Genomic DNA, 19,247 nt, shown 5'->3' with positions numbered 1-19,247 from the left:
AGTGATACTATTTAGGAATATACTCCTAAATAGTAATGAAAAATGTATAATAGATATTTAAAATTAAGCTTGGATAAAAAACAGACAGCTTTTTTATGGGGAGCAAGAAAAACAGGCAAATCTACTTATCTAAAAGAATTATATCCAAACTCTATATATTACGATTTATTAAAAACAGATTTACAGCTGAAATATTTAAAGAAACCTTCAGATTTTCGAGAAGAAATTTTAGGTCTTGAAAGAGATAAATTCGCTTTACCTATTATAATAGATGAAATCCAAAAAGTACCTGTATTGCTTGATGAAATACATTGGCTTATAGAAAATACGGATTGTTATTTTATTTTGTGCGGTTCAAGTATAAGAAAATTAAGAATTGCCGGTACAAATTTATTGGGAGGCAGAGCGATAAAATATAATTTTTATCCATTAGTATATCCAGAAATAAAAGAAGGTTTTAAATTACTCAAGATATTCAATAATGGCTTAATTCCATCACATTTTATCAGTAATAACCCTCGTAAATTGTTAAAAGCATATGTAGAAGATTATTTAACAAATGAAATCAGAGTCGAAGGGTTAGTACGAAACATAGCAGCTTTCGGTAGATTTATGGATAGTATTGCTTTTTCTCATGGTGAGTTATTAAACTATTCTAATATAGCACGTGATTGTAGTATAGATGCAAAAACAGTTAAGGAGTATTATCAAATACTTGTTGATACTTTAGTAGGATATTTACTTTATCCATATAGCAAAAAAGTTAGCAGAGAAATTATATCATCTGTGCCAAAATTTTATTATTTTGATGTTGGGGTTGCAAATAATATTACCCAGCATCAATTTGATAATACAAAAGGGCAAGAAGCAGGAAAAGCCTTAGAACATTATATATTTACCGAGCTAAAAGCTTATATAGGTTTAAATGATCTTGATTATCGTATAAATTATTGGCATACTAAAACAGGTCTAGAGGTTGATTTTATAATTAGCACAGTTCGTGGTAATAAGATTTTACCGATAGAAGTAAAAATCTCAGAAAATGTACATAATAGTGAGCTTCGAGGTATTAAATCTTTTATGGAAGAACATCAAGTGCATAAAGGTTATATAGTATGCTTAGAAGAAAGGCTAAGAAAAATAACTTGGAGTACGCAAGAAATAGATATAATACCTCTGCAGAAATTTTTAGAAAAATTATGGAATAATGAAATTATTTTTTAAAGTTGTAGAACCGTCATCCTATTAGGGGTATTGTTGCATGACTCATTTGTCATCCCAGATTCTGCGGGAATGGCATAGAAATCATGCCGCAATACTACTTTTAGCTAAGAATGAATTAAAATATAGGCTGTCCAGTTATCATTTTTTCATAGCAGTTATAAATTAATTTTGAAGTTTATATAGCATAAGTCATTAAGGTACTGACAGAGCGAGAGTATCATGTTATAGTAAGCAAATATTAACAAGCATGTAAAGAGATATGGCACGAGCATATGCAATAGAACTAAGACTAAGAGTTATAAAAGCTGTAGAAGCAGGGATATGAATAAGTAAGGTAAGTAAATATACAAAACTTACGCTATGTTTGGTTCTAAATATCGTAAAGATGGAGAACGCAGCTGTTGTTGCATATAGTCATCTAAAAGCCCTAACTTTATTTGGTAAACCGTTTTACCGATTGTATTTGCAGTCCTTTTGAGAAATGCCCAAACTAAAAATGCCCAACTAATATGATTACGTTGAATACGCTGTTTCCTGCATTGACAACGTTCTATCCCAGTAAGTTGCTTAATTTCTCTGTGCATGCTCTCAATTACCCATCGAAAGCCACACTCATCTTGTGCAGCTTTAGAAGATTTGTGAGTTTTGTTATTGGTAACAACATACTCAACTCTGTTGGTAGAAACAGTAAATTTAAACAAATTAACATGCTTATTTTTAGCAAAGCCTTTTATATGAATCTCTACTCCATGCCTGATCTTTTCATCTGAAAATGTCAACTCTTTTACAGCTTTATAAGGTTTAGAATCGTGCGTTTTACTAACGTTTCTATTGGCTTTAATAGGGGCATAATAATATTTCCCCAGAGAGTCAACATGTTGCATAATTTTGTGTGTAGAATACCATGTGTCAAAAAGTACTGTTTGAAAAGGAATCTTCTTGCTATAAATAGCATTATTTAACATGTTTAATAGGTGTTCTAGTTTTGTTGCTCCATCATGATCAGGTGCAAAAATTCGATAATCTATTACCCAAAACTTATTAATATCAGGGTTATAATATACCAGACTCACTACTCCTATACCTTTAGTAACTCTACCTTTAGCTCCACTGTACTGCGATCTTACAATTTCTATTTGCTTCGTATTCCTTTTATTTAAAACCGTATCATCAAATATTGTATATCCATTAGATGAAAAAATAACATCATTCTTGATGTGTTCCCATAACAAAGAAGGTGTATATTTTTCATTCCTTAAAAATCTATTAATAACATCATGACTACATTTCTTTGCATATTCAGCGTAGTAGGTTAAACTATAATTCTTTTGGCTAACTATTAAAAATTGACAATAATCTGTCCTATTAATTGGTATTGCTTGCAACTTTATCCTCTTTGACATGTTTAATTATTTTTACAATAATTTATCACTTTTTTACTCATAGCGTAAGTTTTGTATATTTAATGTAAGTCGTGATACTATATATAAATGGAAAAAATTAAAAGATAAGCAAGGTAATTTAGAAGCAGCAACTGGTTATCAGAAAGGACATAGTCATAAGATAAAAGATTCAGAATCTTTTAAAGAATTTTTTAAAGCTAATATGAATAAAACATCAAAGGAGTTAGCAAAGCAATGGGGTAATATTGCATCTGTAACTATTTTAAGACAAATCAGAAAACTTGGCTATAGCTATAAAAAAACTCATTTTCATCCGAAAAGAGATATTAAATTAAGAAATGAATTTATAGCAAAGATACAAACCATCACAAAAGACAAATTAGTATATCTTGATGAATCTGGAATAGAGGATAATGCTTGCAAAGAGTATGGATGGAGCATTATAGGACAAAGGTGTTATGGAGAAAAGGTGTATCAACATAAATTTAGAATAAGTATGATAGCTGGTCTTTGTAATGGTAATCTTATTGCTCCTGTAATATTTGAAGGTAATTGTAATACAGAGGTCTTTAAAACTTATATTAGGGATGTATTAATTACAGAATTACAACCTGGGCAAACCGTTATTATGGATAACATTAATTTTCATAAAAATTCTAAAGTTAAAGAGTTAATTGAATCCATTGGTTGTACCATATTGTATTTACCAACTTACTCTCTTGATTTAAATCCTATAGAGCATTACTGGTTTAAGATAAAAAATGAAATTAGGAAAGTTGTAGGAGATTGTGAAACATTTTATGATGCTGTTTTTAATACTATTAAATTGTCAGTATCTTAATGATTTATGCTATACGGTTTTAAATAAAAGGAATACGAAGCAAATAGAAATTGCAAGATCGCAGTACAGTGGAGCTACAGGTAGAGTTACTAAAGGTATAGGAGTAGTGAGTCTGGTATATTATAACCCTGATATTAATAAGTTTTGGGTAATAGATTATCGAATTTTTGCACCTGATCATGATGGAGCAACAAAACTAGAACACCTATTAAACATGTTAAATAATGCTGTTTATAGCAAGAAGATTCCTTTTCAAACAGTACTTTTTGACACATGGTATTCTACACACAAAATTATGCAACATGTTGACTCTCTGGGGAAATATTATTATGTCCCTATTAAAGCCAATAGAAACGTTAGTAAAACGCACGATTCTAAACCTTATAAAGCTGTAAAAGAGTTGACATTTTCAGATGAAGAGATCAGGCATGGAGTAGAGATTCATATAAAAGGCTTTGCTAAAAATAAGCATGTTAATTTGTTTAAATTTACTGTTCCTACCAACAGAGTTGAGTATGTTGTTACCAATAACAAAACTCACAAATCTTCTAAAGCTGCACAAGATGAGTGTGGCTTTCGATGGGTAATTGAGAGCATGCACAGAGAAATTAAGCAACTTACTGGGATAGAACGTTGTCAATGCAGGAAACAGTGTCTTCAACGTAATCATATTAGTTGGGCATTTTTAGTTTGGGCATTTCTCAAAAGGACTGCAAATACAATCGGTAAAACGGTTTACCAAATAAAGTTAGGGCTTTTAGATGACTATATGCAACAACAGCTGCGTTCTCCATCTTTACGATATTTAGAACCAAACATAGCGTAAGTTTTGTATAAAGAATATGTTGAAAAATACGGCAATGATTACCTAAAAATCTGATAATAAAAAATATATATTTAATTCATTAGCACATTCTTATATATTGTTAAACCATAATATAAAGATTTGCATAATATGGATTTTCAAGAGTTTAAGCATAAATATGGTTATGATGCTGCTACTAAAATGATGCAGCAATATTTGGATATTAAATTTGCTCATCTAGATTGTTTATTGCTTTTTAGAATGGGTGACTTTTATGAAATGTTTTATGAAGATGCGGTGCTTGCTAGTGGTGTGCTTGGTATTGCCCTAACTAAGAGGGGTAAGAATGGTGATGAAGAAGTCCCAATGTGCGGCGTACCTTACCATGCTCTTGAAAATTACCTAACTAAATTAATCGAAGAAAATTATAAAGTTGCTATTTGTGATCAGCTAGAAACTCCAGAAGAAGCAAAGAATAGAGGCGGTTATAAAGCGGTAGTTAACAGAAATGTTACCCGGATTATAACACCTGGCACAGTGATTGAAGAAAATCTTATTACCACTGCTGAGCCAAATTATCTAGCAAGTCTTGTTGTGCCAAAAAACAGAGATACGGCAGCACTTTGCTATGCTGACCTTTCTACTTCTACGATTTTTGTGGTTAATGTTCCTGAGCTTGAAATTCTTAATGAACTTGCCCGCCTAAAACCTCGTGAAATCCTGCTTAGCGAGCATTTAAGGTCTTCTGATCTTGCTAGTATTATTTCCAAACAACTAAATTTCCGCATTACTTATCAAGTTGATAGTTTTTTTGCCGCTAATAAATGTGAAAAGATTATTCTAGATTTTTATAAGATGAAAGATATTAAAGGGGTAGGGGAAATATCTAGCAGTCAAATTTGTGCGATAGGTAGTATTTTGGAATATCTTACCCTAACGCAAAAAGAAAATATCCCCAATTTACCAAAGCCAAAGATTATCGATTTTCATAGCTATATGACAATTGATTTTTCAACAAGACGCAATCTTGAGATCGTCACAAATTCATGTGGGGGTAATAAAGGAAGTTTGCTTAGTACTCTTAACCATACTGTTACTAAACAAGGCGGGCGGTTGTTATATAATTTCCTATCAAGCCCGTTAACTGATACTCATAAAATAAATCAGCGTTTAAATATAACGGAGTTTTTCCATTCTAATCTAGATATAACCGCAAAAGTCCGTGAGCTACTAAAGAAAACCAGTGATATAGAGCGTTGTTTAACCCGTATTACTATGAATAGAGGTTCGGGGCGTGATTTGCTTAGTATTAAATATACGCTAGAGACGGCTAACTCTATCAAAGAAATATTCTTTGATAATTATGGTTTTGAGCTACCAAGCTTTATTGAAAAAATCATTAAGCCTTTAATAAGAAATGATGAGCTATATAATTTAATCGAGGAAAGCATATGCGAAGATGCCCCGAATAATTTAAATGATGGTGGTGTTATAAAACATTCATATCATCCGAAAGTATTACAGTTGCATGATCTGATTAATAACGGCAAATTACATATTGAGAAACTAAAAGATCAGTATAAAAGAGAAACAGGGATAGATAGTTTAAAAATATCTCATAATAATGTGATAGGGCTGTTTATCGATATCACCGCTAAAAATGCTAATAAGATTAATGACCCTAAATTTATTCATCGTCAAACGACTGTTAATAGCGTACGTTATACTACTACCGAGTTACAAAAACTTGAAAGTGATTTAGTTAATGCTAAAACCCTAGTAATAAGTTTGGAAAAAGAGTTGTACGAAGATATATGCAAGCGAGTAACAAAACAATCCGATTATTTGCGGATTCTTGCCAGTTCTTTAAGCGGTATTGATGTGTTTTGTAATTTTGCCTATATTGCAAGCGAAAATGATTATGTCAGACCTGAATTTACCGATGATTTAAGCTTTGACATCGTTAAAGGGCGTCATCCGGTAGTCGAAGAGGCTTTAAATAAAGAGAGAAAAAGCTTTGTGCATAATGATTGTCATTTATCGGAAGCGGAGCGTATTTGGCTAATTACCGGTCCTAATATGGCGGGTAAAAGTACTTTTTTACGTCAAAACGCCATTATTGCAATAATTGCTCAAATAGGTTCATTTGTGCCTGCTAAAAGTGCTAGAATAGGGATGGTGGATAAGATATTTAGCAGAATCGGGGCAGCTGATGATTTGATTAAAGGACAATCGACTTTTATGGCAGAGATGTTAGAGACGTCGGCGATCCTTGCACAATCTACTAAAAACTCATTGATTATACTAGATGAGGTAGGGCGTGGAACTTCTACTTATGATGGCGTATCTATTGCTTGGTCGGTGCTTGAATATATTCATGATAAACTAAAATGCCGCTGTTTGTTTGCTACGCATTATCATGAGCTAACTATTATGGATAATTTTCTGCCAGCTATGCAAAATTACACTATTGCTATTGAGGAATCAGGCAAAGATATTTTATTTTTGCATAATATTATAGCAGGTGCAGCTGATAGATCATATGGCATTCATGTTGCAGCCTTAGCAGGGCTGCCTGCAAGCGTTATAAATAGAGCAGAACAGATTCTGCTTAAATTTGAGAAAAATGCGGCAGGCAAGGAAAAGAATATTTTATCGACGGAGTCAAATAATTTAAGTTTATTTGCCATTGAACCCGCTAAACAGATACCAAATTCTAAACTTGAAGAAAAATTTAAAACCATCGATCCCGATAAGCTATCTCCTAAAGAAGCTTTAGAGCTATTATATCAATTAAAAAGCAATTTTATTAAATAATAACAATTATTAACTGCTAAAAATAGTTAATAAATATTTACAAATATGTAAATATTTATATTATACCTTTTCATAATCAACTTAATATATGGAGAGTGTTATATAGCATAAGTCATTAAGGTACTGACAGAGCGAGAGTATCATGTTATAGTAAGCAAATATTAACAAGCATGTAAAGAGATATGGCACGAGCATATGCAATAGAACTAAGACTAAGAGTTATAAAAGCTGTAGAAGCAGGGATACGAATAAGTAAGGTAAGTAAATTATTTAATGTAAGTCGTGATACTATATATAAATGGAAAAAATTAAAAGATAAGCAAGGTACTTTAGAAGCAGCAACTGGTTATCAGAAAGGACATAGTCATAAGATAAAAGATTCAGAATCTTTTAAAGAATTTTTTAAAGCTAATATGAATAAAACATCAAAGGAGTTAGCAAAGCAATGGGGTAATATTGCATCTGTAACTATTTTAAGACAAATCAGAAAACTTGGCTATAGCTATAAACAAAACTCATTTTCATCCGAAAAGAGATATTAAATTAAGAAATGAATTTATAGCAAAGATACAAACCATCACAAAAGACAAATTAGTATATCTTGATGAATCTGGAATAGAGGATAATGCTTGCAAAGAGTATGGATGGAGCATTATAGGACAAAGGTGTTATGGAGAAAAGGTGTATCAACATAAATTTAGAATAAGTATGATAGCTGGTCTTTGTAATGGTAATCTTATTGCTCCTGTAATATTGAAGGTAATTGTAATACAGAGGTCTTTAAAACTTATATTAGGGATGTATTAATTACAGAATTACAACCTGGGCAAACCGTTATTATGGATAACATTAATTTTCATAAAAATTCTAAAGTTAAAGAGTTCATTGAATCCGTTGGTTGTACCATATTGTATTTACCAACTTACTCTCCTGATTTAAATCCTATAGAGCATTACTGGTTTAAGATAAAAAATGAAATTAGGAAAGTTGTAGGAGATTTTGAAACATTTTATGATGCTGTTTTTAATACTATTAAATTGTCAGTATCTTAATGATTTATGCTATACCTAAACAATTTCAATTAAGTCTACAACCTATTTCTAGGATTAAAGAAAATCCTAATATGTTCGGTAATTTTACCAATTTTTTTCTAGGAGGTGAAGAATATGTTATATCTAATGATAGTTATATTACTCCTAAATTATGTGTTATACAAGCTCGAAAATTTTTTGAATCATTAGGTAATACATGCCAATTGGGCATACAATATGTAAAGGGAGAATTTAAGGGAATTTTTGAAATAAAAGATAATATCGTAACTGCATTACAAAATAATGAAGTAGCTCATAACTATATGCAATATGAGTTAAACGGTACATTTTATTTGTATGATAATAAAAAATCTCAAGTATGTGTCATTGTCAATTAAAAAGGGACCAGTAAATTGCACGAAAAAGGAACCACTATATTTAAAAATTTTTATGCCATATTACCTCCAGATTTATAGTATTAATACGATAACTTTTACCTTTTATGTTTAGTATATGAGCATGATGTACCACTCGATCAATAATTGCATGAGTTAATACTTCATCAGCAAATATTTCATTCCATTTTTCAAAATCCTTGTTTGTGGTAATAATGGTAGATTTATTTTCATATCGTTTAGCAATAATATTAAAAAAGTCTTCTACTGAATGTTTTGGCAATTGCTTAAACCCGAGCTCATCAAGAATTAATAAATCAAACGATAGGAGTAATTTAACCTTTTTGTGATAACTATTATCTGCTCTTGCAATATGTAAATTATAAAGCATATCCGATACCGTAGTAAAATATACAGAGTATTCTCGTGTTAAAGCTTTTAATGCTAGCCCAATGGCAAGATGAGTTTTCCCAGTTCCTGAATCACCTATGAATATTACATTTCCCTTAGTATTAATATAATCACAAGTTGATAAATCACTTATTACTTTGGCATCAACACTTGGTTGGAAATTAAAATCAAAGTCTTCTAAATTTTTAGTTACCGGCAATTTAGCAGCACTTTTACGGCGACGGTAATTATTATCCTTACGGTTAGATTTTTCATCTTCACATAATAGTGATAGAAATTCTTTAAATCCTAGTTTATTATTTTGAGCATAAATAATCCTTTCATTTAAACTATTGACTATACCTGATAATCTAAAGCTTCGTAGGTCATTAAATAAGTTCTGCATTATTACCTCCAAACTCTGGTAATGGTAAGTTTACTGCATTACTATTTAAAATATTCTTAATTTTAGAGTAAGAACTTATACCATAATGTAGTGCTCTATGACAGGCTTTATCTATTAAGTCATCATTGTAAACCTTACGTAAAGAAATGATACCTCGTGCACAACGTTGCCAATCATTCACTCTTGTTTGTTGTAATGATTCTAATAATAAACTGCAATTATTCCCTATCTGCTGCATTTGTTGTTGATAATGTTCACTATATTCTATAAAACCTGGGCATAGACGTTTGTATTTAGCATAATGAGACGGATTAGTGGTAAATATCCCCTTGCCCTCTGTTCTAACGTGTCTTGCTATTAAATCATTTTGTATAGAAAATATTTGAACAAGTTTTGGGGACAATTGTACCATTACCTCACTGTATATATATTTTGCTGGTACAGAGTAATAATTATTATCTATGGTAATATGACAATCTTTTGCTACTTTTCGATTATGCCAAGATGACAAATCAAAAGTTTCTAATGGTAAAGGAATCAAACTACTTCTTTCCTCTTGCTCAAACAGTTCTCTAGGTATTCTCTTAGTAGTACCATGTATTCGGCTATTGGCCTTATTTAACCAATTTGCAAGACCATTTGTTAATTCTTCATATCTATCAAATTTACGACCAGCAAAAAAATTATTTTTAACGTATTTTATTCCCGACTCAACTTTGCCTTTTTCTTGCGGTTGATACACTCGACAAGGAGAAAGTAAAATTCCATAATGATCGGCTAAGCACTTATATTCCTTCTGATATACTGGCTCATAAAAATTGGCATCTACTACTCCAGCTTTAAGATTATCAAGTTTTATTACTTTTGGACTACCAGCAAAATAATTAAATGCATTGATATGACATTGAATCCATGTTTGACAACTTTGATCAAACACTACTTCATAATAATCAAGGCGACTATAGCTTAAACGCATATTAAATACATATGCTTTAACTCTACGCCCTTTAGAATTATACTGTAAGCCTATGTCACCAAAATCTACTTGTGCTTCCTCTCCTGCTAAAGTATGAAAACGAATGCAACTGTTATCTTTAATTTTATATTTTTTGATATAACGGGTCAAAGAAGTATAACTGCTTGTATAACCTTGATTTTTTAACTCCTCAAAAATTCTTATGTAACTCAGATTTTTTTCTAATAACTCAATTATTTTTTCGTGCCAAAAATCCAAAACTGAAGATCGTTCATAGATTGCTGGGGATTCTGTACCAGCCTCTACATAGCGGTTTATTATTTTTCGTACTGTTTTGCGGTCTGTTCTTGTTAGTTTGGCAATATTCCTTTGACTATTGCCTTGTTTATAAAGGGTGATAATTGTTGTATACATATTTATTCTTATCATTGTATCACTAGATATTTACTTGCTTAATTATCTAGTGAATATTGCACATTAACCTTATTAGGTCACACCAACTTCTCTGGTCCCTTTTTCGTGCAATTTACTGGTCCCTTTTATTTTAGCAATGACAGTATGTATACAAAATCTACATAAAGCACTAAATATTTTTCAACAACGCACTTTTGAGGAGGTTAAAAATTATACTTGAGAAGATATTTGGAATTTTATAAATAATAAGAAAAATATACAGGAACTAATATACCCAAACAATGATGAACAATTTATTCAACAATTTTTCCAGCTTATAGATTGTAGGGTATTTAAAATATTGAATGATATAACTCAAGCAACAAATAGTACTGTATCTGAAATAGTAAATACTACTGTAACTACATTATTAAATTCAATGACAGAGCAGCAAGAGGATAAGGAAAGCCACAATGATGGTTATTCACTAGGTGTGTACATTGCAGGTGGATCGGCATTTAGGAGTTATAAGTGCAATTGGTTATGCCGGTTATAAGTGGTATAAAAGTTATGCAAATAATAAGTATATATCTCATGAATCAGAAATGGAATTAGGTAGAAATAATAGCCAATACTTTTGCCCCTTTAATACAACAGACAGCTCTCTTTTAATAGGAGAAAATTTAAATGAAGATAAAGCTAATGGAGGCGTCTCTGAGTCTTATGTATCTTTTAAAGACAATAGTATGGAGTATATAACACCTATTATCGGTGATTCAGAAGGATAAATGAAAAGTAGCAAGTTTATCAGCTAGTGCAAAGGGGGCCGATTTATGGAAGAAATCGTTTTAAAAATAAATGTGATAAATTAATAATTTTCTAATTTAACTGTTGCAATTTATTCCATTATTTCTTATATTCAAAGTCGCTTAAATAAAAAGCACAAGGGCGTTTTAATATTAATAATGAATTTTATCCCCTTAAATTCATATATTAAAATGCCCACAGCTAATTACTCTATATTTAAGCGGGTGTAGCTCAGGGGTAGAGTGCTACCTTGCCAAGGTCGAAGTCGAGGGTTCGAATCCCTTCACCCGCTCCAATAATTTTTTTCCGAATTTTTGCTTTTAGTTAAAATGATATTTTCGTTAAATCAATAGGATTGGTGACAACGTAACGCCATAGCTTATCTATGCCTTTAGTTATACCAATGCGTGTAGTGGTAGAATAGGGGAGTTTTAGGTTAATATCACTAACAAAAAATTCGTTGTTATTGATTAGGTCAATTTTATTATGAGCAATATTAATTCCTAGATATCTACATAATTTCCCCGGACCATTTAAGTTTACATTCTCAGGCGAAATAACATGTATCCCTCTAATTAAAGTAGCAGCAGGAAAGCCGTCAGTTTCAGTTACGAAATTTAGACAATAATACATGCCGTAAATCAGATAAACATAGCTAAAACCAGCCGGACCAAACATTATATCAGTTCTTTTTGTACGACCTCTTGCAGCATGACAAGCCGGATCGTCCTGACCTATATAGCTTTCAGTCTCAGTAATAATAGCTGTTTTACCTTGGAAGTATAAAACCTTACCCAGCAGCTCTTGACTTATTATATTAGTATCTCTTGCAAAGAATTCTCGAGATAAAGGGATTAATTTATTGTTCATTTTTATTTAGTAGTGGAACAGGATCATATCCGCCATCACAAAAAGGATGGCATTTGATTATTCTTTTAACAGTAAGCCATAATCCTTTTATATTTCCGTGCGAGGTTATAGCATCTTTAGCATAATCTGAACAAGTAGGGTAAAAGCGGCAATTACTACCTAGCAGTGGGGAGATGAAGTATTGGTAAAATTTGAGTAACAATAATAATATACTAGTCATTTTGTAACTTATCTATAATTGCTTCCATCTTTTCCGGCGTTAAATCTTCATAATAATCGTCGTTAATCTGTACTACGGGAGCGTTAACGCATGCTCCTAAACATTCGATTTCTATTAAGCTAAATTTCTGATCTTTTGTAACTTCTTTATCTTTTATGCCAAGTTTTTCCTTACAAGTTTTCATTATATCATCGCTACCACGTAGCCAACAAGGGGTAGTAGTGCACACTTGGATATGATTCTTACCCACAGGCTTGAGATTAAACATAGTATAAAAAGTTGCCACCTCATAAGCTCGCATATACGGCATTTCTAGCATATTAGCTACATATTCAATAGCAGGAACAGGCAGCCAACCACCATTTTGACGTTGAGCTAAATCAAGAAGTGGTAATATGGCACTTCTTTTCCCCTCCGGAGGATATTTTTTTATGATATCCTCCGCTAGACTTAAATTTTTCTTATCAAAACTAAAATTTGTAATTTTTGTATTCATATGTTTTTAATAAATTTTGTCATTTCTGTATTAGGTTCTCGGTGTCTAAGGAGCAATGTCATTCCTGCGAAAGCAGGAATCCAGTAATTAAAAAATTAAATAAATAAGCTTTGAAATAAAAAGCTTAGATTATTTCGCTTTTTTCTGGATTCCTGCTTTCGCAGGAATAACATAAGACATTAATCTACCTATCGATCTCACCAAATACTATATCAAGCGTTGCTATAATAGTAATAACATCTGCCATTAAATGACCTTTTGACATAAAATCAAGTCCCTGCAAGTGAGCAAATCCTGGGGCTTTAATTCGGCATCTATAAGGTCTATTACCACCAGTAGAGTATAAATATACACCAAATTCACCTTTAGGGGCTTCTACTGCCTTATAAGTCTCACCAGCTGGAACATCATACCCCTCGGTATAAAGCTTAAAGTGATGGATCATCGCTTCCATAGATTCTTTCATTTTAGCCCTTGTTGGTGGTGCTAGTTTTGGATCATCAGTTTTAACCGGACCTTGCGGCATTTTTTCTATACATTGCTTGATTATCTTAACAGATTCATACATTTCGAGTATACGCACTAAATACCTATCATAACAATCGCCATTTTTGCCGATCGGTACTTCAAAATTCATTTCACTATATACGTCGTAAGGGTTTGATTTACGCAAATCCCAAGCTATACCAGAACCTCTGAGCATCGGACCTGAAAACCCCCAGTCCATTGCCTCTTTTTGGGAAACAACACCAATATCCACTAAACGCTGCTTCCATAACCTATTTTCATTTAATAGATTTTCAATATCTTGCAGCTTAGAAGGGAACTGATCAATAAATTTGTCTATATCCTCGAGTAAACCATCAGGTAAATCCTCAGCAACGCCGCCTGGTCTAAAATAGTTTGAGTGCATCCGAGAGCCAGAAACACGCTCGTAAAATTCCATGATTTTCTCACGCTCTTCAAATAGCCATAATAAAGGGGTAGTTGCCCCGACATCTAAAGCTTGGCTGCCTATATTTAACGTATGGTTTAGGATTCTCGTTAGTTCTGAGAATAGTACTCTAATAAACTGAGCTCTTCTTGGTATTTCGCACTCTAATAATGACTCGGTAGCTAAAGCAAAAGCATGTTCTTGACACATTGGCGAAACATAATCAAGGCGATCAAAGTAGGGGATAGCCTGCAAATATGTTTTATGCTCAATCAGCTTTTCCGTACCACGATGAAGTAATCCAATGTGAGGATCAGCATTATTTACTACTTCCCCGTCCATTTCAAGAATTAGCCTTAAAACTCCGTGCGTTGCCGGATGCTGCGGACCAAGATTTAATGTTATACTTTTGGTGTTATTTTGCATGGTGGTTATTTTTTATATTTAAGATTCTTCTATATTAATAGAACCTAAGGGTAATACTTCAAAATTATCGGTTATTATACAATCAAATTGAAAAGGCTTAAAATAAGCAAAAGTATTATATAATTCTTGATTTTGTTTATTTGCTAAAACAAGTTGGTATGAAAAAGAAAATTTATTATAATTTATTTGCCATCCATAATTAGACTTAGAATCTTCAATGTAACGTATAAATGATTTATTTATAGGATCAATTACCATATGTTTTGAAAGGTCATTAAGAGTACGTAGATCTATATAGGGTACTTCTTTTTCAACAAATGCTTTAAAAAATTCTGTATCTATTTTTAATGAAAAATTTTTATCTAAAGTTAAGTTATTTCGTTGACCTTTTACGATATACGGAATCATTGCTTTACTAGTAATCACTCTAATCATTTAGCCTTCTCATCACCAGGTAGTACATAAGTAGGGCTGTGCCAAGGTGAGCTAAAATCAAACTCACGATATTCTATATCTAAATTGACTGGTTCATAAGCTACTTTTTTTGCCTGTTCATCATATTTAACTTGCGTATATCCAGTTAACGGGAAATCTTTACGCAAAGGATGCCCTTCAAATTCATAATCGGTAAGTATTCGCCGTTTATCATCATTGCCGTCAAAATTTATGCCATACATATCATAAACTTCACGCTCATACCAACAAGCAGCATTAAATATATTGATTATAGATGGTACGCTTTCTTTTTCAGACACATAAGTTTTAATGATAAGACGTTTATTTAATTTTAAGCTTAATAAATTATATACTACTTCGAACCTCTTATTTATTAAGGTTGTCTTTTCTGGATTCCTGCCTCCGCGGGAATGACATCGTTCAGGAAAATCGCTACCAAATAAGTCGGTTAGTACAGTAAAACGCAGTTCTTCTGATTCTTTTAAAGTTTTTAAGAAAGGTAGTAAAAAATTCGGCTCAACTTTATACGCTAGGTAATCCTTAACTGTGATGGGGTTTATCAATATACTTGATTTAGCGGCAAGCTTCTCAATGATTTTTTCTAGCGTCATATTTAAAACCTGTAGTGCGTTTGATTTTCTTTTGTAATTGCATAAGTCCGTAAATTAAAGCTTCCGCTGTAGGAGGGCAGCCAGGGACATATACGTCAACCGGTACAATGTGGTCGCAGCCTCGGACTACTGAATAAGAGAAGTGATAATATCCCCCGCCATTAGCACAGCTACCCATTGAAAGTACCCATTTAGGCTCAGCCATTTGATCGTATACTTTGCGTAATGCTGGTGCCATTTTGTTAGTCAGCGTTCCCGCAACTATCATAAGATCGGACTGTCTTGGGCTTGGTCTAAACAGCATGCCAAAGCGATCCATATCATACCTACTTGCTGCTGCTTGCATCATCTCAACTGCACAACAAGCAAGCCCAAAGGTCATAGGCCATAGGGAATTGCTCCTTGCCCAGCCGATGACATCATCGACTTTGGTTAATAAGAACCCTCGATTTGAAAGCTCATTATTCAGCAATTCGTCTTCCTGATAAAAATTATTATGCATTTTTATTCTTATATAAGTTAAATATAGTGAATATGTGTTATTCTTTCTACTATGTCATTCCCGCGTAGGCGGGAATCCAGAAAAATAAATATAAAAGCAGCAAGTTTTTTTAATTAAAAGGTTGATATTATCTCGCTTTATGCTGGATTCCCGCCTACGCGGGAATGACATAGCACTTAATAATATTAGTTGATTTTTACTCCCAATCTAAAGCTCCTTTCTTCCATTCATATACAAATCCTATAGTAAGTACGAATAAGAAGAACATCATTGAGAAAAAGCCTATTTTGCCTATTGTTCCAAGGCTAATAGCCCACGGAACTAAAAACGTAATTTCAAGGTCAAAGATAATAAATAAAATAGCAACTAGATAAAATCGTATATCAAATTTTGATCTGGCATCGTCGAAAGGTTCAAATCCGCATTCGTAAGGCTCTAATTTATCTTTATTATATTTTTTAGCAGCTAATAAATTCGGTAGAATCATTATTAAGCTAGATACTAATGTTGCAATACCAAAAAATATAGCAATAGGTAAATATTCTTGTAAGAGTTCTGAATTCTGCAGCATATATTTTTTTGTTGTTTTAAATTTCTCATTGTCATTCCTGCGAAAGCAGGAATCCAGTATAAAGCGAGATAAATCGAGCTTTAATTTTAAAAATTTGCTGTATTAATGGTTTTTCTCTGGATTCCCGCCTACGCGGGAATGACATAAAAACACTATATTCTATATTTACCCCAAATAACATTATTTATCAATGACAATATCGGGTTTGACTAATAACTTCATTAAAATTAGTACCCAAATGCTGCTTGCCACCCACCATATTTGCCAAACATTATATGAAATCATGCCGATAATATAGTAATTTATGAAACATGCATAAGAAATTGCGCTAAAAATATCATTTCCTATATTACCAATTTGTTTAAGGTATTTGTAAACCAAGCTTAAGAATAAAGCTAATCCCACTAGCCCTAGCTCAAGAGTAATTTGTAGTATATTGTTATGCGGGTGAAGCGGTAAAGGATGCCATTTTTTACTTTTATAATCAATCATTTCGCTGTCTTTAACTTGGATATATTTAGAAGAATTAAAGCCATTAATCATAAGCGGTTTTTCAGCAATTTTATTTGCAACGAAATGCCAGATAAATAAACGATGTGCCGCTGATGGGTGGGTAGATAAATATTTATCTGATAACTCCTTAGGATTAATTTGTCCGGCTATGATCGGAAACAATAACGAACCTGTTATTAGACCGAATATTATCAATTTAGAAAATATCGATTTTACAAGCCTTGCTAAAATAAACACTATTCCGCCTAAACTAAATCCTAGAAAACTTGCTAAACTATCAGAGATACTTAATAAATAAAGTACTAAGATATATAATATTAGAGCGTGATAATATTTTTTATCATAAATTAAAATAGCTATTACTACCCACGCAGTAATTGAAAGTAAAGCACAACCTCGATCTAACATATAAAGGTTAAAATTTGCTTTAAATATTCTAGTTAAAAAGCCATCAGAAAAATATTCGACAAAGAATAATAAAATTGCCGTAAGAGTACCAAATATTAAAGCTTTTTTAAGCTGTGGGCGATTTTGAAATGGTTTGAAATTACTAACAACAAAGCCAAGAAATAAGATTGTAAAGACTTGAACAAAATTAATTAGGCTGTTGGTAGGTTTAATTGCAAATAAACAGGATATCAAGCAACAGCTAGGGAATAGTAGTTCTGTTTTATACTGTAGTGTCATCCCGTGGCGTGTCCACGGGATCCAGAAAAATAAATTTCTACTGGATTCCTGCTTTCGCAGGAATGACATGGACATGCAAATAATACTCAACAAAAACACCGTAACAGTAGCTGCGACTGATAAGCCGGCAACCATGCCGAGGCTAGGGACTAAGAATATAAAAAAATAGTTTATCATGTTAACTTAAAAACATTCTTTAGCGAATATTTCATAAATAGGGTGTTCGAATGTAGAAAGTGAAATGCTGCCGGAGGTCATCCACCCTTGAAAAAGTAATTTAGGGTCTTCGTCAATTATATATTCAGTTATAGTCATTAATATGTAATTATCTTCGTTATACGGATCAAGATTTTTAACACATTTATGTATTTTGATTTTTATATTACCGAAATATTGTTCTTCACCAACTTTAAACGTAAGTTTTTCAGATTTAGCAGTAGTTTTATTTAAGGCAGTAATCTCACAATTATCACAATTTTTGAATTCTGTACTACTAATGGCTTGATTAAAATTTAAAACCGGCGGATCATTATTAATAAGGTTAAATATATCATTCTCAATATCTTCAGTAGTTGTAATAGAATCTAACTCTTCTGCAAATATAATAGGCGAGCAGGTAAATATAATAAACGCTAAAATGATCTTTAAATGCTTCATAAGTAAATTAATTATAATTTTTTAAATTATATACTATGAGAGATTAATGGCAAAGATAATTTGTGATAGGTTATTATTTATGTCATTCCCGCGTAGGCGGGAATCCAGAGTAAAGCGAGATAAATCGAGCTTTTAGCTTTAAAAATTTATCGTTTTTAAAACTTTTAGTTACTGGATTCCCGCCTACGCGGGAATGACATATGAGCTATGTAACAACCTAGGCACAAGCCACAGGATGACAGGAATGAAGCCCTGACTACTACAATAATCTATTATGATCTATTCAAAAGAATTATTAAATTCAGTTTTGCGTCAGGATTTTCCTAGTTTTATAATTAAAGTGTTTAATACTATTAATCCAGGTGCTGAGTATTATCCTAGTAAACACATAAACATAATTAGTGATTATCTAAGTGCTGTGCAGAATGGTGATATTAATCGTTTAATAATTAACATACCGCCTAGGAGTTTGAAATCTATTTGTGTTAGTGTTGCTTGGACTGCTTTTTTATTAGGGCTTGATCCAACTAAGCATATAATGTCGGCTAGCTATTCTCAAATGCTTAGTATTAAACATTCACTCGATTGTCGATTTATTTTAAACTCTGATTGGTATAAAGAACTGTTCCCAAATACTATACTTAGCAAAACTCATAATCAGAAAAGCAAGTTCCTTACAACTGCTAATGGTTTTAGATTTACAACATCGGTAGGTGGTTCAGCTACAGGGGAGGGCGGAGATATCTTAATTATCGATAATCCGCATAACCCTACGCAAATACATTCTTATAAAATATAGCTTAATGCGATAAGGTA

At 32.3% G+C, this 19,247-nt stretch carries 19 protein-coding genes, 1 tRNA gene and 2 pseudogenes; 9 read left to right on the top strand and 13 right to left on the bottom strand.

Features of this window, described 5'->3' with window-relative positions:
• Positions 1-69 precede the first annotated feature (69 nt).
• The gene (locus AAGD55_RS10330) at positions 70-1,224 is read left to right on the top strand and encodes an ATP-binding protein (RefSeq protein ID WP_341791403.1); all 1,155 of its coding nucleotides are present in this window, start codon (positions 70-72) and stop codon (positions 1,222-1,224) included.
• Positions 1,225-1,577: 353 nt separating this feature from the next.
• Here AAGD55_RS10330 and AAGD55_RS10325 read toward each other — a convergent pair whose 3' ends face one another.
• Complete coding sequence (locus tag AAGD55_RS10325) at positions 1,578-2,627, bottom strand: transposase (RefSeq protein WP_341791402.1); 1,050 nt, start codon at positions 2,625-2,627, stop codon at positions 1,578-1,580.
• 55 nt (positions 2,628-2,682) lie between these two features.
• Between AAGD55_RS10325 and AAGD55_RS10320 the strand changes: the two are divergent.
• The 5 genes and pseudogenes from AAGD55_RS10320 to AAGD55_RS10300 form a co-directional block, all read left to right on the top strand.
• A pseudogene (locus AAGD55_RS10320) lies at positions 2,683-3,468 on the top strand (IS630 family transposase); the annotation flags it as partial.
• The gene (locus AAGD55_RS10315; RefSeq protein WP_341791401.1) at positions 3,428-4,294 is read left to right on the top strand and encodes a transposase; all 867 of its coding nucleotides are present in this window, start codon (positions 3,428-3,430) and stop codon (positions 4,292-4,294) included. The pseudogene AAGD55_RS10320 and the gene AAGD55_RS10315, both read left to right, overlap by 41 nt.
• 129 nt (positions 4,295-4,423) lie before the next feature.
• Positions 4,424-7,090 (top strand): DNA mismatch repair protein MutS, encoded by a 2,667-nt coding sequence (gene mutS, locus AAGD55_RS10310; protein WP_341792588.1) that lies wholly within the window; start codon positions 4,424-4,426, stop codon positions 7,088-7,090.
• A 182-nt stretch (positions 7,091-7,272) separates the two neighbouring features.
• Positions 7,273-8,142 (top strand): annotated as a pseudogene (locus tag AAGD55_RS10305) (IS630 family transposase).
• Positions 8,142-8,519, top strand: a complete 378-nt coding sequence (locus tag AAGD55_RS10300) for a hypothetical protein (protein WP_341791400.1) — start codon at positions 8,142-8,144, stop codon at positions 8,517-8,519. Before AAGD55_RS10305 ends, AAGD55_RS10300 begins: the two are co-directional and overlap by 1 nt.
• Before the next feature lie 40 nt (positions 8,520-8,559).
• On the opposite strand, the gene istB is transcribed toward AAGD55_RS10300, so the two are convergent.
• Together istB and istA are read right to left on the bottom strand one after the other, a co-directional pair.
• On the bottom strand, positions 8,560-9,312 hold the full coding sequence (gene istB, locus AAGD55_RS10295) for an IS21-like element helper ATPase IstB (RefSeq protein ID WP_341791399.1): 753 nt from the start codon (positions 9,310-9,312) through the stop codon (positions 8,560-8,562).
• Positions 9,296-10,702, bottom strand: a complete 1,407-nt coding sequence (gene istA / locus AAGD55_RS10290; protein WP_341790850.1) for an IS21 family transposase — start codon at positions 10,700-10,702, stop codon at positions 9,296-9,298. The genes istB and istA overlap by 17 nt, the downstream gene beginning before the upstream one ends.
• A gap of 479 nt (positions 10,703-11,181) precedes the next feature.
• Here istA and AAGD55_RS10285 point away from each other — a divergent pair, with 479 nt between their 5' ends.
• Both AAGD55_RS10285 and AAGD55_RS10280 read left to right on the top strand, forming a co-directional pair.
• The gene (locus AAGD55_RS10285; RefSeq protein WP_341791398.1) at positions 11,182-11,469 is read left to right on the top strand and encodes a hypothetical protein; all 288 of its coding nucleotides are present in this window, start codon (positions 11,182-11,184) and stop codon (positions 11,467-11,469) included.
• Positions 11,470-11,708: 239 nt separating this feature from the next.
• Positions 11,709-11,783 (top strand) — tRNA-Gly (locus AAGD55_RS10280).
• A 29-nt stretch (positions 11,784-11,812) separates the two neighbouring features.
• On the opposite strand, the gene AAGD55_RS10275 is transcribed toward AAGD55_RS10280, so the two are convergent.
• The 10 genes from AAGD55_RS10275 to AAGD55_RS10230 all read right to left on the bottom strand — a co-directional run bounded on the left by AAGD55_RS10275 (position 11,813) and on the right by AAGD55_RS10230 (position 18,431).
• Positions 11,813-12,358 (bottom strand): DNA-3-methyladenine glycosylase, encoded by a 546-nt coding sequence (locus AAGD55_RS10275; protein ID WP_341791397.1) that lies wholly within the window; start codon positions 12,356-12,358, stop codon positions 11,813-11,815.
• Entirely contained in the window at positions 12,348-12,578 is a 231-nt protein-coding gene (yidD, locus tag AAGD55_RS10270; RefSeq protein ID WP_341791396.1) for a membrane protein insertion efficiency factor YidD, read from the bottom strand. Before yidD ends, AAGD55_RS10275 begins: the two co-directional genes overlap by 11 nt.
• On the bottom strand, positions 12,571-13,074 hold the full coding sequence (gene nuoE, locus AAGD55_RS10265; protein ID WP_341791395.1) for an NADH-quinone oxidoreductase subunit NuoE: 504 nt from the start codon (positions 13,072-13,074) through the stop codon (positions 12,571-12,573). Before nuoE ends, yidD begins: the two co-directional genes overlap by 8 nt.
• 184 nt (positions 13,075-13,258) lie before the next feature.
• The gene (gene nuoD, locus AAGD55_RS10260; protein ID WP_341791394.1) at positions 13,259-14,434 is read right to left on the bottom strand and encodes an NADH dehydrogenase (quinone) subunit D; all 1,176 of its coding nucleotides are present in this window, start codon (positions 14,432-14,434) and stop codon (positions 13,259-13,261) included.
• An 18-nt stretch (positions 14,435-14,452) separates the two neighbouring features.
• Positions 14,453-14,869, bottom strand: coding sequence for a hypothetical protein (locus AAGD55_RS10255; RefSeq protein ID WP_341791393.1), 417 nt, complete (start codon positions 14,867-14,869; stop codon positions 14,453-14,455).
• Positions 14,866-15,501, bottom strand: a complete 636-nt coding sequence (locus AAGD55_RS10250; RefSeq protein ID WP_341791392.1) for an NADH-quinone oxidoreductase subunit C — start codon at positions 15,499-15,501, stop codon at positions 14,866-14,868. The genes AAGD55_RS10255 and AAGD55_RS10250 overlap by 4 nt, the downstream gene beginning before the upstream one ends.
• Positions 15,479-16,003, bottom strand: a complete 525-nt coding sequence (locus AAGD55_RS10245) for an NADH-quinone oxidoreductase subunit B family protein (protein ID WP_341791391.1) — start codon at positions 16,001-16,003, stop codon at positions 15,479-15,481. The genes AAGD55_RS10250 and AAGD55_RS10245 overlap by 23 nt, the downstream gene beginning before the upstream one ends.
• 196 nt (positions 16,004-16,199) lie before the next feature.
• Positions 16,200-16,574 carry an NADH-quinone oxidoreductase subunit A gene (locus AAGD55_RS10240; protein WP_341791390.1) on the bottom strand — a complete coding sequence of 125 codons (375 nt, stop codon included), beginning with the start codon at positions 16,572-16,574 and terminating at the stop codon, positions 16,200-16,202.
• Between the two features lie 180 nt (positions 16,575-16,754).
• Entirely contained in the window at positions 16,755-17,951 is a 1,197-nt protein-coding gene (locus AAGD55_RS10235) for an O-antigen ligase (protein ID WP_341791389.1), read from the bottom strand.
• A gap of 6 nt (positions 17,952-17,957) precedes the next feature.
• Positions 17,958-18,431 (bottom strand): DUF2155 domain-containing protein, encoded by a 474-nt coding sequence (locus AAGD55_RS10230; RefSeq protein ID WP_341791388.1) that lies wholly within the window; start codon positions 18,429-18,431, stop codon positions 17,958-17,960.
• A gap of 274 nt (positions 18,432-18,705) precedes the next feature.
• On the opposite strand from AAGD55_RS10230, the gene AAGD55_RS10225 reads away from it, so the two are divergent.
• A complete protein-coding gene (locus AAGD55_RS10225) occupies positions 18,706-19,230 on the top strand; it encodes a hypothetical protein (RefSeq protein ID WP_341791387.1) in 525 nt (174 codons plus the stop codon).
• Positions 19,231-19,247 lie beyond the last annotated feature (17 nt).

This window comes from Rickettsia endosymbiont of Gonocerus acuteangulatus (genome assembly GCF_964026435.1).
GTDB lineage: Bacteria > Pseudomonadota > Alphaproteobacteria > Rickettsiales > Rickettsiaceae > Rickettsia.
The sequence above is the reverse complement of the archived record's forward strand: the minus strand, read 5'-3'. Positions and strand labels throughout refer to the sequence as shown.